Genomic DNA, 16,109 nt, shown 5'->3' with positions numbered 1-16,109 from the left:
AGAGCGACGGTGAACCGGGTGCCAAGACCATCTGGCGAGGGCTCGATCAGGTACTCGCTGCCGCTGACACGCTACGCGCGCTCCGCGACGGGCTCGGCTAAGGACTTATGTATAACGCTATGGCTATGACCCGGCAACATCGATAAAAACCTGCTTTGCGTTACCTGTTGAAACACGCTGGGTGCGCCCCTGGGCATCCGTGATACCTTTCGCGAGGACCCTCGAACCGACGCGTATCCGGTAACGCACCCGCGCTTGTCGCTTGCCAGTGGAGTCTCTTAGCTCGAACTGCTCATTGAACCGTTTGGCGGCACGCTCGCGACAATCGCACGCCCATGAGTAACCCAGGGCTTCGGCCATGTCGTAACCGTTTGAATACGACTTCAGCGTATCGAACGGAAACCATTCGCCGGTTTCGGCGTTCAGCGCCATTGCGGACGGCATTGGCGGGAAGTTTGAGTAGATTGAATAGGTGATACGGCAGAGCTGGCACTCTTCCTTGACGCCGGTTTCATCCTGTTTCTGCTGTTCCATTTGACCTCTGCTGATATTCCAGAAAAAACACCCGGCGAATTAATCATCTAAACGAGTCACGGTCAAGGACTTTAATTTGAGATAAAGCCGCTTTGACATATATTTACAATGACTCCGGAAATCTCATTTTCATGCGCATCTTTCCCGTATCGTGACTCGACAAAGAAAGCGGTTCAATACCGCATTTTTGTTGGCTCTCGCCTTCGGTGGCCATAGGCTCCAGCAAGAACTATTGTCAATGTTTGTCAAAACCGTCCTATTTCGAATTAAATTTATTGACCGCAATCCGTTTAGATGATCAATTCGTCCGGTGCTTCCTGACAGTTCAGAAAACGGCCAATCGAGCCCCAGAAACGTGAAGGTACCGGAACGCCTGTGGCGAGCCGGGAGACTTGGCGGCTTTACCGGATCACATATTCGATTTCTCACCACTTCCAGGCACGAACATGGGACTGCATGACCCGAATAACAAAAAACAGGCATGATCATCTGATCAGGTCTGATGCAGACAACTAACGGCCGCTGACCCACCACCCGCACAGCACGAAAAAAAAACGGAGCGAAAGTCGTTCGAGACTTTCGCTCCGCTACGCCAAGCAAGGACTGGCCAAGCCCTCGTCTACCCTCGCGTAAAAATCACCTCGTCACCGCGCTGCCACGCCGGTCAGAATCTGCGCAACCCCATCCACATAGCTGCGCGTGCCGAAGCGCTCCTGCGCGGTCCGATAGCCGTTCCTGACCAGTTTGTCGCGCAAGTCGCCGTTCGAGCGCAATTCGGCGAGCGTATCGGCGAGCGCATGCGCGTCGCCCGGCGTACACAGCACGCCGTTCTCGTAGTCGTCGATGATTTCGAGCACGCCGCCTGCGCGCGACGCCACGACCGGCCGCTGCGCGAGCATCCCCTCGACGATCACGCGACCGAACGGCTCCGGGGTGATCGACGTATGCACAACTGCATCGACCGCGCACATGCAGGCCGGAATATCGTGCTGGAAGCCGAGAAAATGCACGCGCTCGCCAAGCTTGTGCGCGGCGACGAAGGCGCGCAGTTCGCTCTCGTACTGGTCCTCGCCGAACAGCGCCGCGCCGACCAGCGCTGCATGCATCTGCGGATTGAGCACCATCGCTTCGAGCAGCACATGTTGTCCCTTCCAACGCGCAAGCCGGCTGAACGAGCCGACGAGAAACGCGTCGCGCGGCAGATTCAGGCGCTCGCGCAGCACCGCTTGCGGCACCGTGCGCAATGCGTCGAACGGTTCCGCGGCGATCCCGTTGAACACGACGTCGATGCGCTTGCTGTCGAACCGCGTGAGCTTCGCAAACGCCTGCGCCGACGCAGCCGAATTGGCGATCACGTGCGTGAGGCCGAGCCGCGCGCACCACTTGATGATCGCAAGCTGCTTGCCGCCGAAATGCTCGGCGCTGACGATGTCGCGCAAATGCCAGACCACCGGCCGTCTCACGAGCTTGCCGGCCACGGCGCCGATCACCATCGCACGCTGCGTGTTCGCGTAGATCACATCCACCTTGCGCGCGCGTTTCGCGGTGGCACGCACGAGCGAGATGAGTCCCTTCAACGCCTGACCTTTTGGCATCGAACCGCCCTGCTTGCGCACATTTTTGAGCGCGCCGGCATCGAGTACAGTGACCTCGACGCCGGTTTTCGCGAGTGCGGTGTTGAACGGCCCGTCGTCGAACAGCACGACCTCGATGCGCGAGCGCAGCGCCTTGACGATTTCGAGCAGCGACAGTTCGGCGCCGCCGAGCACGCCGCTCTGATCGACGGCAAGAATGCGCGGCACGTTCGCGGCGCCCTGCACGGCCGGCCGATACGGCGTATAGGCCGGCAGCGTCGCCGTGCGCAACGCGGGCACCGCCGCGCGCACCTGCGAGAAAAAGCGCTCGCGGAAATGCGCGGCCGAAAACTGCTCGGCGTTGCCGCGGCAATTCTCCGGCAGGAACCGGTGCCGAAGCTCGTCGAAACGATTCACGGCAGCGATGATCGAGTCGGTATCCTGATCATCGAAGAACATGCCGGTCGGCTTCGGTTCGGACAGATCGCGCACCGTTTCGAGCGCCCCTCCCTTGCCGTACGCGATCACCGGCGTGCCGCAAGCCTGCGCCTCGACCACCGAAATGCCGAAGTCCTCTTCGGCCGCGAACACGAATGCCTTCGCGCGGCTCATGCGGTCCTTCAGCACCTCGAACGGTTGATAGCCCATGATCTCGACGTTCGGCCCCGCCTTCGCGCGGATCTGCGCCATGTCGGGTCCGTCGCCGATCACGACGAGCTTGCGCTCGGGCATCCGCGCGAACGCCTCGACGATCAGATCGATTTTCTTGTACGGCACCATGCGCGAGGCGGTCAGATAAAAGTCTTGCTTCTCCGTGCACAGCGTGAACGCCTCGACATCGACCGGCGGGAAGATCACCTGCGCCTCGCGCTGATACACCTTCTTGATGCGTCGCGCGATGAACGCCGAGTTCGCGACGAAGCCGTCGACCGAGTTGGACGTGCGGATATCCCAGTTGCGCATGTAATGCAGAATCAGCCGCGCCAGCGCCGACTTCGGGCCGTTGGTCAGCTTCGACTGCTGCAGATACTGATGCTGCAAATCCCACGCATAGCGGATCGGCGAATGCACATAGCTGATATGCACCTGATCGGGACCGGTCAGTATGCCCTTGGCGACCGCGTGACTGCTCGAGATCACGACGTCGTACGCCGACACGTCGAGCTGCTCGATCGCGAGCGGCATCAGCGGCAGATACGAGCGGTACTTGCTGCGCGCGAGCGGCAACTTCTGGATGAACGACGTCGTCACCGGCTTGCCGCGCAGGAAGCTGCGATCGTCGAGAAAGTCCACGAGGCTGAACAGGTCCGCATCGGGAAAGCACGCGATGATCTGCTCGAGCACTTTCTCCGCGCCCGCGTAGGTGACGAGCCAGTCGTGCACGATCGCGATGCGCACGCTTTTGCTCGCGCGCGGCGCGGTACGGCGCGGTGCCGGCTGGATGCCGGGCACGCTCGTCAGTTCGTCGAGCGCGCTGCGCGTCGCGGGCCTCAACAGGTTTTTTTCAAGGACGTCTTGATTCATGCGCTTTTCCTCGGATTCAGTCGCAATAGCAGTGAACGCGCAAGATTGCGCAAGGCGGGCGTCATCGTGATCGACCACGCGACGTTCGCGCCGACCATCAGCACACCGGCGGCGATCGCGAGCGCGAGGCTCGGCAGGAAGCTGGCGAGCCACAGACTGGCGAGCAGGAAAGCGAGATGGGCGAGCATGTCGAGCACGATCTGGCGCGCGCGGATCGCGGCGAAACGCAGCAGCACCGCGTAGTCGAACAGCGCGCGGGCAGCGACCGCGACCGCCGCGCCCGTCAGCCCGAAATGCGTGATACCGAGCCACAACGCACCGGCGAAAAGCGGCAACTCGACGAGGCCGATGCGCGCGGCGGTGGCTGGATTGACCTGCGACTGAATCAGGATGCGCGTCACGTTCGCCTGGCCGACGAGCCACACGGCGACGATCATGATGCGGCCCACGGGCGCCGCGACCGTCGCGATCTCGTTGCCGACCCACAGATGCAGGAACGGTTCGAGCACCAGCATCGCGACGAGCGCGACCGGCGTGAACACGCCGTTCAGAAATTCGAGCGATTGCTGCGTGATCGTGTCGGCGTCGGCGCGGCCGACTGCGGAAAGCCGCGGAAACAGCGTGCGTACCAGCGCGGTCGGCACGATGTTCAGACGCGTGACGAGGTTCTGCGGCACCGTGTAGTACGTGACGAAACGCGCGCCGAGCCGTGAACCGAGCATGACGCGATCGAGCGAATCGGCGACCATCGTCGTCACGCTCGCGATCAGCATCCAGCCACCGAAGTTGAACAGCCCCTTTGCGACGCCGAGCCGCGGCGGCTGAATGCTGCGTATTTCAAGCACTTTCAGCGCGTAGCGGCCGAGCAGCAACGCCGCGAGAATCCGCGCGACGACTGCCGCGGCGAGTACGTTCTGCAAAGTCGCGCCGAGCCACCACGCGGCACCGAGCGGCAGCAGCTGGAACAGGAACGTGCCGATGGTCTGGTTCGTGTTGTAGACGCCGAAGCGTTCCGCGCCGTTGATCGCGCCCGCGAACACCCACGACACGTTCGCGATCGGAATCGCGACCGCGAGCCACGGCAGCGCCATATAGACTTCGTGCTGCAGCTCGGGCGATACCTTCGTGAAATACGCGGTGTACAGGAACGCGCCGAAGTAGATGATCAGACCGCCGACAACGCCGGTCGTCAGATTGAGCCAGGTTGCGCTCCAGAACACGCGCGCGCTTTCCTGCTGATCGCCCGACGCGCGCGCCTTCGAAATATGGTTCTGCGCGGCCATGCTCATGCCGAGATCGAGAATCCCGAAGTAGCCGATCAGCGTCCACACGAGACTGATCACACCGTAGCGCTCCACGCCGAGCAGCCGGATATACGACGGAACGGTCACGAGCGATACGAACGTCGGCAGCACGAGCCCGAAAAAGTTGATCGCCACGTTCCTGAGAATGCCTTTGTCCATCGAATCCCTTCGGTTTTGCGGTTAGATTGGGTGCGGGGCTGCGTCAGCGAGGCCAACGCACCTCAAGGCTTCCAGCGATACATCAGCACCTTGCCGCGCGCGTCTTCCTCGACGAACACCAGGTACTCGCCATCGCCGCGCTTCGTCGCGCTGATACCGTTCGGCACGTCGACCCAACCCGACGCGCGGCCCACTTCGGGGCCCGGTCGGATCACGCCGAGTTCCTTGCCGCTGTCCTTGTCCCACACGTGCACCGCGCCGACCGGCTCGACGCCGAACACGTACTGTCCCTCGACCGTGACGCCGATGATCGTCGCGATGGGCTTGCTCTGCGTCTGCCAAGGCAGCGTGATCGCGTAGCGCTGCACCGGCTTGCCGCTCGACCACTTGTCATAGCGCACCAGCACGCGGCCCACTTCCTTCCAGAAGCCCTGCGCGGTCGGCATATCGGCCGTATAGCCGCTCACGTACATCGTGTCGGTGTCCGATTCATAGATCGCGCGATGCAGTTCGCTGAACGGTGCCGGCACCGGGTACTGCGTCAGGTTCGAGTACGAGTAGACCGGGTTGCCCTTCGCATCGAGTCCGCCGAAACGGAAGCGATAGATGCCCTTCGTATCCCGGGTACGCCAGATGTCGCCGGCCATGTCGACCCACCAGCCCCAGCCGCCGGCGAGCTTCGTGCCGCTCGTGTTCAGCGCGTATTCGTCGCGATCGAAGCGCCCGTCGCCATTCGTGTCGCGCCAGATCCAGTCACCGCCCGGCGGTGCATTCGGCACCTTCGCGACCGCGCGCTCGCGACCTGCGATAAATCCCGAGGGAATCGCGGTCTCGCCGTCATGCTGCGGATCGAAGCGATAGATCTTCAGATGATCCGCATACATGTCGGTCAGATAGAGGAACGTGTGCCCCTTCAACCGCCGCGCGATCGGCAGACCCGGATACTTGTCGGTATGGAACACCGGATCGTCCGGGTACTTGAACCGATTCGACAGGAACCCCGCGTATTTCCAGTCCTGTCCAGACGGCTTCGACAAATCGAGTTCGAAGCGCTTGTTGCCGGTATAGACGCTGTCGGGCCGGGCCGGATCGATCCACGCGCCGTCGACGAACAGCAGCCCCTCGACCTGCCAGTTGCGCTTGCCGTTCGGCGCATAACTTTCGAGCGTCGCGCCGAGGCCCGCGCCGATCGGCTCGTAACGCGGACCGATGCCATTGGTCGACACGTACACGTTGCCGCGCGCATCGACACCCACGCCGGTCAACCCGTTGAATCGCAACGGTCCGGGCTTGCCCGCGACGCCGCTGAAAATGCCGCCGCGCTCGCCGAGCGTGCCCGACTCCGTGTAGCGGCCGTCGCGCTTCGTGAAGAACAGCACCTGCTGGCGCGGACCGTTATCGGCGATCAGGAGGCGGCCTTGCGCATCGACGGCGAGGCCGACCGCGACCGTATCGGCCGGCAGCGTGATGGTCTCGTCGATGCGCTGACCGGTCGCCGTGTAATGCTCGATACCCGGCGCGCGATCGCCGCGCGTGCCGCTGAGCACCCATAGCGTGCCGTCGGGCGCGAGCGCGATTCGTCCGGGCTCGTGCACGTTCCACGTTGCTTTCTGCTGCATCGATTCGGCATCGTAGACTTCGATGCGATTGCGCGCGGTATTGGCCGCGAACAGCGTCGTGTCGTTCGCGGCGAGCCCGCCGATCTCGGCGTTCGTGCCGGTCGGGACTTCGTTCATCATCAGAAAGCCGGCCGCGAGCTGCGCGTGCGGGTCCGCGTTTTTAGCGGCGGGCTGAAACGGTGCCACGCGCTTCGGCTCGTCGATCAGGCGCCGCGAGATACCAAACCATTGCTTGCCTTTGTCCGGCCACACGCCCGGCTCGACCAGATGCCCTTTCTCATTGCCGACCGCGATCGCAACGAATGCATATTTGCGGTTGACCGCGATCGCATTGCCGCCGGCGTTGCCCCAGCCATGCGTGCCGCCCGCGAAGCCGAGCATCTTGCCGTCCTGATAGACGCTCGCTTCGGCGCCGCTTTCGTCCCACGGCGCGTTCGTATAGACCTTGCCGTCGGGCGTGACCGCGATCGCGGTGATATCGATCTGCGTCCATGTGCCATCGCCAAAGCCGAAGCTGTTGCCGATCCATGAGGTCTTCGCGTTCAAAGCGGTTTCGGCGCGCGCCGGCAGACCGGCCGATGCGGCGACGACGCCGGCAGCGCAGGCTGTCAGGGCGAACCAGTTTTTGAACGTGATACGGCGCAAGGCGGAACCTCCAGTCGATGTCCGGTCAACGCGATGCACGCGGACCTGCGCCCGCTCGGGGCGAAATTCAGTGATGTGGCAAAGCGAAACGAAGCGCAACCGATTGAAGCGCGGCGCCTGAAGGCAGCCGTCCGCACGGCTAAGTTACGCGAAAAAAATGCAGTGACGAAAATAGAAAATAATTCAAAAATATTCGTTTGCTTATACGTCGCAAAAGAAAAGATTTTAAAAATCAATAAAAGCGCAAGCCTCGCCGCCAGGTCGCCTCTATCGCGACGATCCCCCGTTCCTACCGATGTGATATCACGCAATGCGCATTTATTACGGATTGCCCGATGCTCACCACATAAACATATAAATCTTTCGAGAATGGCCAAAGAAATACCCTGTTTCAATCTGATTCAATTAGCCCATTCCAACGGGTTTTTTCTCGAGTTTCTTTTCCCTAGAATCGATTGCACTTCAGTTGCGACGCGAAGCGCGCGCCTGTTCGCTGGCAATCCGTGGCGAACCGCGCGGCGCTTCGCCCGGCTCATCCGCTTTACACCATGGACGGTTCATGACAGCCAGCGCATTGCCCCTCGCGCCCTCCCATTCCCGCATCGTGCAGCTCGACGGTCTGCGCGCGATCGCCGTGCTCGCGGTGTTCGCGCAGCACGCGTTGAAAGCGCCGCTATGGATGGGCGTCGATCTGTTCTTCGTTTTGAGCGGCTTTCTGATCAGCGGCATCCTGCTCGATCGCAAGTCGCGCCAGCAGTCGTATTTCAGCTATTTCTATGCGCGGCGCGCGCGCCGCATCCTGCCGCCGTACCTGCTGCTGATGGCCGTGTCGTCGCTGCTGTTCGGCCTCGCGTGGGCGCGGCACTGGTACTGGTACGCGTTCTTCGCGACTAATATCGGCGATGCGCTCAATCAAAGCGGTCATGACAGCCTCAACGTGCTGTGGTCGCTCGCGGTCGAGGAGCAGTTTTATATCTTCTGGCCGTTCGTGATCCTGCTCGTGCCCGAGCGTCTGCTTGGGCTGGTGGCGGCCGCGCTGATCGTTCTGGTGCCGCTGCTGCGCGCGCTCGCGACGCCGTGGTTCGATTCGTTCTGGCCGATCTACTACCTGACGCCGTTCCGCATGGATCTGCTCGCGGCCGGCGCGCTGCTCGCGGTTGCCGTGCGGCGCGATCGCAATGCGCTCGAACCGTTCAAGGGACTCGCGGTGCTCGGCGCTCTGGCCGCGCTCGCGGTGCTGGCATGGCTGCATCTGCACTACCCGCGTTTTCGCGCAGCGAATACGCCGTTGTCGAATGCGGGGCTGTATAGCGTGTCGCTGGTGCTGTGCACGTCGATCGTCGTGATCGCGCTGCAGAGCAAGGGCATCGTGAAGCGGCTGTTGTGCAATCGCGTGCTCGTTTATATCGGCACCGTCAGCTACACGATCTATCTGATCCACCTGAGCGTGCTGTACATGGTGTGGCCGCTGCATCTGAATCGCTATCTGAGCGCCGCGATCGCGCTCGCTATCACACTCGTGTACGCGAGCATCACGTGGTTCGCATTCGAGAAGCGCCTGATTTTCGGCGCGCGCGGGTCGAGAGCGACGACCGGCGCCAGCGCCCACGTTGCGCGGCAAGCACCGCAAGGCCGCGCATGAACCGCCTGGCCGTTGTTGCTGCCCACGTGCTGGGTGTCGTGTCGGCGCTGATGCTGATCGCCCCGACAACGCGCGCGGCCGTGGCCGGGCCGGCAGCGTCATCGCCGACGCAACTGCTGATCGACGCTTACGGCGACTCGACCACGCTCGGCATCACCTGCAGCGATGGCCACTGCGGCCCGCAAGCCCGCAACGCCGTCACGTTTCTGCAGCAAGCGTTGCAGGCGCATGACGGCGAGCGCGTGCGCGTCACGAACTACGGCGTCGGCGGCACGATGGCCTGGCAGTTGCGCGACGGCACCGGCAATCGTCGCGCGGGGCCGACGGCGGGACTGCCGTGGCGCGAACGTCTCGCCGCCTCGCCCGCGCGGATCGTGTTGATCAACTACGGCATCAACGAAGTGATGCACAACCAGACGCCCGAGCAGTTTTACGCGGCCGAGACGTCGCTCGTGCAAACCGCGCGAGCGCTCGGCAAGGAGCCTGTTTTGCAGACCTCGAACCCGATGCCCGATAACCGGCTCAACGCCCGGCTCGCCGCGATGATAGCGATGACGCGACGCGTGGCCGCCGAACAGCAGGTGCCGCTCGTCGATCAATACGCGTATGTGAGCAGCCTGCCCGACTGGAAGTCGCTGATGTCGGACGGCGCGCATCCAAAGCCGGAGTTGTACCGGCTGAAGGCCGAACAGGATTATCGGGTCGTCGAACCGTTGGTGCGGCGGCTGCTGGACAACGCGCACTGAGCCAGGCCCTTACGCGCGTTCCGTTCTCTTTTCTCTCACAAACCAGAAGGCAAGCTATGAGCCAACCACGCAAAGCGATCATCACCGGCGTATCCGGACAGGACGGCGCCTATCTGACCCGGCTGCTGCTCGACAAGGGCTATCACGTGACCGGCACCTACCGGCGCACGAGTTCGGTCAACTTCTGGCGCATGCGTGAGCTTGGCGTGCTCGATCATCCGAATCTGCGTCTCGTCGAACACGACCTCACCGACCTCGGCTCGACGCTGCGCCTGCTCGACGGCACGCAGGCCGACGAGCTGTACAACCTCGCCGCGCAGAGCTTCGTCGGCGTGTCGTTCGACCAGCCGGTGACCACCGCCGAAGTGACCGGCGTCGGCGCGCTGAATCTGCTCGAAGGCCTGCGTATCCTGAGCCCGAAGACACGCTTCTACCAGGCGTCGACCTCCGAGATGTTCGGCCTCGTGCAGGCGGTGCCGCAACGCGAAAGCACGCCGTTCTATCCGCGCAGCCCGTATGGCGTCGCGAAGCTGTTCGCGCACTGGTCGACGATCAACTATCGCGAGTCGTACGACCTGTTCGCGAGCAGCGGCATTCTGTTCAATCACGAATCGCCGCTACGTGGCCGCGAATTCGTCACGCGCAAGATCTCGGACACGGTCGCGAAGATCAAGCTCGGCAAGCAGGACGTGCTCGAACTCGGCAACCTGAGCGCGCAGCGCGACTGGGGCTTCGCACTCGAATACGTCGAGGGCATGTGGCGCATGCTGCAGGCCGACGCGCCCGACACCTTCGTGCTCGCGACCGGCCGCACCGAAACGGTTCGCGATTTCGTGCGCATGGCGTTCACGGCGGCCGGTTATCAGCTGGAATGGTCGGGCAAGGACGAGCGCGAGACCGGCATCGACGTCGCGACCGGCAAGACGCTCGTGCGCGTCAATCCGAAGTTCTATCGGCCGGCCGAAGTGGACCTGCTGATCGGCTGCGCGGACAAGGCGCGCGACACGCTCGGCTGGCAACCGCAAACCTCGCTCGAGCAGCTTTGCCAGATGATGGTGCAGGCGGACATCGCGCGCAACGAGCACCACGAGACGTTCTAACCCGGCATCCGTGTGCGGCGGCGCTCGCCGCCGCACACTGCCCCGTCAACCCGCCAGTTTCCGGAACGTCTCCAGCACCGCATCGCCCTTGAACGGCTTGACGATCCAGCCCTTCACGCCGGCGGCCTTGCCGCGCTCCTTCATCGCGGGGCTGCTTTCGGTCGTCAGCATGATCACGTTGACGGTCTTGTTCGCGAGTTCGCCGCGGATTTTTTCGACCATCGTCAGGCCGTCCATGTTCGGCATGTTCACGTCGCTGACGATCAGGCGGATATTCGAATCCGTTTTCAGCTTCGCAAGGCCATCCTTGCCGTCGATGGCCGTCGCGACGTCGAGACCGTTTTTCGCCAGAAAACCCGCGACTTCATCGCGTACCGTGCTCGAATCGTCCACCACCAGAATCTTTGCCATAACCATTCCCTTGCGTCACCGACGCGTCGTATCAAAACAGATCGAGTTCGCCGGACTCGACGAGATCGTCGACATCCACCGCGTTTTCAGAAAAATCTTCGGGTGACCAGCTCAGGTTGAAAACGAAGCGCTGGTCGATCGATACCGACTGTCCGCTCGCGGCGTCGCTCAATCGATATTGAAACCGCAACTGCGGATTGTCCGAGCCGAACGAGATGTAGCGATGCTTGTGATTGACCAGCAGTGGCACCTGCACCTGCACCTGACTTGCATCGCGAGCGTTCTGCTGACCGAGGAAGCGGTCCTTGAATGCCCCCCAGATCAGATTGGTCAATTCGCCGAGCACGTCGTTCAGATCGCGAAAGCCCGGTTGCCCCGCGCCCATGCCGGGCTCGCGTGCCGCGCGATCGCGATCGATCATGCCGAGCAGCGGCTCCTCTTCGGCCTGCATCAACATATAGCCGCGACACCAGTTGCCTTCGAGCGGAATCAGGCTGAAGACCTCGCCGAAGATGATTCGATCGCGCACGATACTGGGCGTGTCGCGTTGCACCGTGACGCCGTCGAACAAAGTGGCGAGCCGCGCTTGCGTGATCTCCGCGATACCGCGCACGAGCGCGTTCGGGAAGTCGAGGCTGAAGATGTATCGATCGACGGCTTCACGCAGCGCCGTCAGATCGGCGGCATTGAAATGCGCGCATGCCGCGTTCGTCAACGGCTTCGGAAGCCGTTCGAGCGGCGCGTGGCCGCTCGAACGCAGGATCACCGGCAGTTCGGGGCGCAAGGCATTGATGCGCGCGGCGCTCGTCGCCGCCTGCTCGACCGATCCGCCGTAGTTATCCGCCAGCAGAACGCCGCCGAGATCGATATTGGTGGCCAGTACCGAGCCGAGGCGGTTGCTGTCGCGCACCTTCAGTGCGATCAGGTTGTGTTCGTCGAAAAAGAGCTTCAGCGCTTGCGCGTGTGCCGGACAGTCGTCGAGCACGAGCACCTTGCTGACGGGCTTGCTGGTATTCATCGTGTTTCAGTTTGCGAATGCAGTGTTGAGGGGCTAGAAAAGTTCGAGTTCGCCTTCGGCCTCGTCGGCCGTGGCGAGTTCAGCCTTGAAATCGAGGGGCGCCTGCGCGCATAGACATAACGTGACACCCAGCCGGGCCGCACCGCCGATCGTCAGCTCGTACGCCCACACGTGATCGGGCCGCAACTCGTCCAGATACTCGACACAGGCGCTGTTCAATTCATACGGCGTCGACATGCCAAGATCGGGAAAATGATTGACCAGTTGCTGGTTCATGTAGCCGCAGCACAGGTTGCCGAGTTCCATCAGCGTTTCCGACAGCGAACGCGTCGTGTCGCCGCTGGCGTAGTAGGCGTGCGTCGCGTCGTCCTTGCCGAAATGCAGCACGAACAGCAGACGAAAGCCGATCGACGAGATCGTCAACGCCATCGCGCAAGGTCCGGCCGGATGATCGCGATCCCACCTCGGCACCGCCGTGATCTCGCACGAATCGCCCGGCGTCGCGGGCAATCTCGCGCGCGCCGCGTGACAGAAGATGTCCGCGATGCTTTGCTTCGCCTGATCGGTAATCACGCTGCGGCCTGCTCGAGCCGGGATTGGAACTGGGTCGCCAGCACTTCGACGCCGCCGAGCGACGCCGTGATCATCTTGCCGCCGGCCTGGATGTCCTGGAACGTCGCCGCCGTCGTCAAGTCGTTGCGATGCAGGCTCTCGCGATAGCTCTTCGACAACTCCTGCGAGCGCGACGCCAGCGAGCGCACTTCGCCCGCGACGATCGAAAAGCCGCGACCCGCGGTGCCGGCGCGCGCCGCTTCGATCGACGCATTCAGCGAAACGATCAGCACGTGCTGCACGATCGCCGACAGCTCCTGGTTCTTCTTGTGCATGTCGCGGTTCTGCGACATCAGCGAAATCATCTGCTCGTGCCAACGCTCGAACGTGATGGTCAGCGTCTTCAGACGGCCCGCCTCGTGCGCGATCCGCGTCGCATGCTGCAGCCATTCGTCGCTTCGCGAACTCGCGGCGTCGAGCGACGCCTGCAACGCTTCGCGATCGTGCGCGCACTGCCCGGCTTGCGCGCGCAGATCGGCGAGCATCGACTCCAGTGCGGCGCGCTCGCTGTCGGCCTGCTCGCCGAGCCGGACCGCCGCGTCGAGTTGCTGCTCGAGGGCCTGCCGCGCGAGCGCGTCGACACGCTGCGCCTGCGCACCCGCGTGAAGCTTCCGACGATAAAAAATTCCCGTCGCGAGTGCGCAGAGAATACCGCCAACGCCTGCGGCCAAAAGATAACTTTCAAGCACAACCTGCTCCCATCGCTTCGATCAATTCATCAGGCCGTCAGCCTGCTACCGCATCCGCGTCACGCTCGCGCGCTGCATCGGCGGACGCGTCGAGACTGTCCACCGCCCAGTCCTCGGGGAACGACACGACGGTCTGAAAGCGGCGATAGTCCGCGCCGCGACGATCGTCGGTGAAACGCAATTCGATGCGGCCATGCTCGCGCCGCACGAAATCGCGCACGGCATCCATGCCGACGCCGCGGCCCGAAATCTCGCTGACGGTCTGCGCGGTCGAGAAGCCGGAACGGAAAATCATCTCGGCAATCGCTTCGTCGCTGAGCGCGGCATCGGCGTCGATCCAGCCGCGTTCGATCGCGGCCCCACGGATTTTCGCGAGCGCGAGACCGCGGCCGTCGTCGCTGACGGTGATCTGCAGCGCGTGATGGTCGATGCCCACTTCCAGTTCGATGACGCCGGCCGGGTCCTTGCCGTTCGCGACACGCTCGGCGGCAGGCTCGATGCCGTGGTCGACCGAGTTGCGCAGCAGGTGCGTGAACACATTGCGCAGCGTATGGCTGACCTCGCTGCGCACGCGGTAGCCGTTGTTGTCGATGCTGACGGCCGGCGCCTCCTTGCCGAGTTCGGCCGCCAGAGACGGCAGCGAGTCGAGCACGCCCGCGAGCGCTTCGTAGATCGATTCGGTGCCCAACAGACGCAGTTCGCGCTGCAACGATTCGCGCATCGCCACGAGCGCGTCCCGGTCGGCCGGATCGGCGCTTTCGAGCAGATCCAGCTGCTTCTGGATCGACTCGCGATCGACCATCAGGTAGCGATCCACCGCGCCGCTCTGGCCCGGCCCCTTGCGGCCGAGGCTCACTTCGTTGATCGTCGCGTAGGTTTCGAGCGCGGCCTTCACGCGCTGCAGATCCTCGATCAGAAGCTGCTGGTCCCACGCTTCGCTGCTGTCAGCGCGGCGCAATGCGTCGTAGCGCTGTTCGGTTTCGTGGACGATGCCGGTCAGATGCTGAAGGCTGTACGTGCGCGCATTGCCCTTGACGGTGTGCATGTTGCGGAACAGCTCGGCGACGGCTTCGTGACTCGGCTCGTGATGCTGACGGATGATCCGTTCGTTCTCGCTGATGAAGCCCGTCGCGCTTTCGACGAAGTGATGGAACTTCTCCTGACTCACCGCGAGAATCTCGCCGATCATTTCCAGCCGGCGCTTCTGTTCGCCGGCCTCGGCGGCGAGCGCGCGCAGTTCGGTCACGTCGCGCACGCACAGCATCAAACGCAGCACGACGTCGTGTTCGTCGGTGATCGCCGACCAGCTCAGATCGAGCGTCTTCACGCGGCCATCGGCCATCGGCTTGGCGATCTCGTTGACGAGCAGGTGCTGATTGAACTCGAAGTTCATGCTGTCTTCACCGATGCATGCCTGCAGCGCCGCTTCGATCTGCGAGAGCGCATCGCTGTTGATCTCGGTGCCGCCGAACACGAGATCGAGCAACGGACGGCCCGCAATCTCGCGCGTCTCGAAGATGGCCTCGAGATAGGCGGAGTACTCCGGATGCACGACCACGCCTTCGACCACCGTCAGAATCCCCTGCTGCATGTTTTGCAGCATCGCCTGGATATCGGCGGTCTTCTGCTTCAGTTGCAGCGAGCTTTGCTGGATCTTCTCGATCATGCCGTTGAACGCGACGATCGAATGACCGATCTCGTCCATGCGTCCGACCGGCACGCGGCGCGTGAAGTCCTGGCTCGCCGCGATCTCGCTCATCTCCACCTGCATGCGGCTCAGCGGGCGGGTGATCTGGCGATACAGCAGCGCGCTGATCAGCAACAGCACGACGATGGCCGCGCCGGTCGCGGCGCCGATCGCCGTCGTCGTGGTGGCGAGCGCGCTGTTCAGTTCGTCGATCGCGGCATCTTTCTGGCGGTTCTTTTCGATCCGCAGCGTCTCGACGATGCCTTCGAGTTCATCGCGGTATTGCGCGACGTTCGCGAACAGATAGGCTTGCGCCAGTTCGTTCTTGCCGTCGGCCTTCATCTTCGCGGTGTCGTTGACCGCGTTGAAATAATTCGCGAGGCTGTCGCGCGCCTGGCTCACGAGCCCGGTTTGGGCCTGACCTTGCGCGGCCTTCGCCTGCACGTCGAGCGCCGCCTGCAACGACGCTTCCTTGCTCTTCAGCAGGTCTTGAGCCTGCGAGACCATGTTCGCGTCAGGCGCATAGACGAGCGTCATCATCGCGAGCTGCACGTCCTTGACCTGCGATACGAGGTCTGCCGACGCGAGCGCGCTCGGCACGACGCCCTGGGTGACCTGCCTGACGTTGGCCGCGCTGTTGCGGGTCTGAAGCACGGCGTATCCGCCAATGGCGGATAGCGCGACAAGCATCAGAATGACGAGAAGCGTGATGCGGTGGCGGATGGTCATCTGAAAATCCCCGAGATCTGAAAATACAAGGTCCCCGCTTTCTGGCGGGACGCCCGTGTGTTTTTGTACTTTCGGGCGCGGGGATTATCGTCGCGGATGTGTGACGTAAACGTGAC

Annotated in this window: 12 protein-coding genes; 3 read left to right on the top strand and 9 right to left on the bottom strand. The window is 62.8% G+C overall.

Features of this window, described 5'->3' with window-relative positions; all coding sequences use genetic code 11:
- Positions 1-123: 123 nt before the first annotated feature.
- The 4 genes from HWY30_RS34675 to HWY30_RS34660 all read right to left on the bottom strand — a co-directional run bounded on the left by HWY30_RS34675 (position 124) and on the right by HWY30_RS34660 (position 7,359).
- Complete coding sequence (locus tag HWY30_RS34675) at positions 124-534, bottom strand: hypothetical protein (RefSeq protein WP_090804852.1); 411 nt, start codon at positions 532-534, stop codon at positions 124-126.
- A gap of 644 nt (positions 535-1,178) precedes the next feature.
- Positions 1,179-3,632: a glycosyltransferase family 4 protein gene (locus HWY30_RS34670; protein WP_090804850.1), complete on the bottom strand. Its 2,454-nt coding sequence runs from the start codon at positions 3,630-3,632 to the stop codon at positions 1,179-1,181.
- The gene (locus HWY30_RS34665) at positions 3,629-5,095 is read right to left on the bottom strand and encodes a flippase (RefSeq protein ID WP_090804848.1); all 1,467 of its coding nucleotides are present in this window, start codon (positions 5,093-5,095) and stop codon (positions 3,629-3,631) included. The genes HWY30_RS34670 and HWY30_RS34665 overlap by 4 nt, the downstream gene beginning before the upstream one ends.
- Positions 5,096-5,157: 62 nt before the next feature.
- Positions 5,158-7,359, bottom strand: a complete 2,202-nt coding sequence (locus HWY30_RS34660; protein ID WP_090804846.1) for an NHL repeat-containing protein — start codon at positions 7,357-7,359, stop codon at positions 5,158-5,160.
- Positions 7,360-7,918: 559 nt separating this feature from the next.
- On the opposite strand from HWY30_RS34660, the gene HWY30_RS34655 reads away from it, so the two are divergent.
- From HWY30_RS34655 to gmd, 3 genes are read left to right on the top strand one after another with little or no spacing between them, the layout of a single operon-like run.
- Positions 7,919-9,001 (top strand): acyltransferase family protein, encoded by a 1,083-nt coding sequence (locus tag HWY30_RS34655; protein ID WP_090804844.1) that lies wholly within the window; start codon positions 7,919-7,921, stop codon positions 8,999-9,001.
- A complete protein-coding gene (locus HWY30_RS34650; RefSeq protein WP_090804842.1) occupies positions 8,998-9,747 on the top strand; it encodes an SGNH/GDSL hydrolase family protein in 750 nt (249 codons plus the stop codon). The genes HWY30_RS34655 and HWY30_RS34650 overlap by 4 nt, the downstream gene beginning before the upstream one ends.
- Before the next feature lie 56 nt (positions 9,748-9,803).
- Positions 9,804-10,847 (top strand): GDP-mannose 4,6-dehydratase, encoded by a 1,044-nt coding sequence (gmd, locus tag HWY30_RS34645; protein WP_090804840.1) that lies wholly within the window; start codon positions 9,804-9,806, stop codon positions 10,845-10,847.
- Between the two features lie 45 nt (positions 10,848-10,892).
- On the opposite strand, the gene HWY30_RS34640 is transcribed toward gmd, so the two are convergent.
- From HWY30_RS34640 to HWY30_RS34620, 5 genes are read right to left on the bottom strand one after another with little or no spacing between them, the layout of a single operon-like run.
- Complete coding sequence (locus tag HWY30_RS34640) at positions 10,893-11,258, bottom strand: response regulator (RefSeq protein WP_018418019.1); 366 nt, start codon at positions 11,256-11,258, stop codon at positions 10,893-10,895.
- A 31-nt stretch (positions 11,259-11,289) separates the two neighbouring features.
- Positions 11,290-12,276, bottom strand: a complete 987-nt coding sequence (locus HWY30_RS34635) for a chemotaxis protein CheX (RefSeq protein WP_090804837.1) — start codon at positions 12,274-12,276, stop codon at positions 11,290-11,292.
- A 33-nt stretch (positions 12,277-12,309) separates the two neighbouring features.
- Complete coding sequence (locus tag HWY30_RS34630) at positions 12,310-12,849, bottom strand: hypothetical protein (protein ID WP_090804836.1); 540 nt, start codon at positions 12,847-12,849, stop codon at positions 12,310-12,312.
- A complete protein-coding gene (locus HWY30_RS34625) occupies positions 12,846-13,577 on the bottom strand; it encodes a methyl-accepting chemotaxis protein (protein WP_090804834.1) in 732 nt (243 codons plus the stop codon). Before HWY30_RS34625 ends, HWY30_RS34630 begins: the two co-directional genes overlap by 4 nt.
- Positions 13,578-13,614: 37 nt before the next feature.
- Positions 13,615-15,993 carry an ATP-binding protein gene (locus HWY30_RS34620; protein WP_090804832.1) on the bottom strand — a complete coding sequence of 793 codons (2,379 nt, stop codon included), beginning with the start codon at positions 15,991-15,993 and terminating at the stop codon, positions 13,615-13,617.
- Between the last annotated feature and the right edge of the window lie 116 nt (positions 15,994-16,109).

Origin of the sequence: Paraburkholderia tuberum STM678 (assembly GCF_902833905.1) — a bacterium.
In the GTDB taxonomy this organism is placed as follows: Bacteria; Pseudomonadota; Gammaproteobacteria; order Burkholderiales; family Burkholderiaceae; genus Paraburkholderia; species Paraburkholderia tuberum.
The sequence above is the reverse complement of the archived record's forward strand: the minus strand, read 5'-3'. Positions and strand labels throughout refer to the sequence as shown.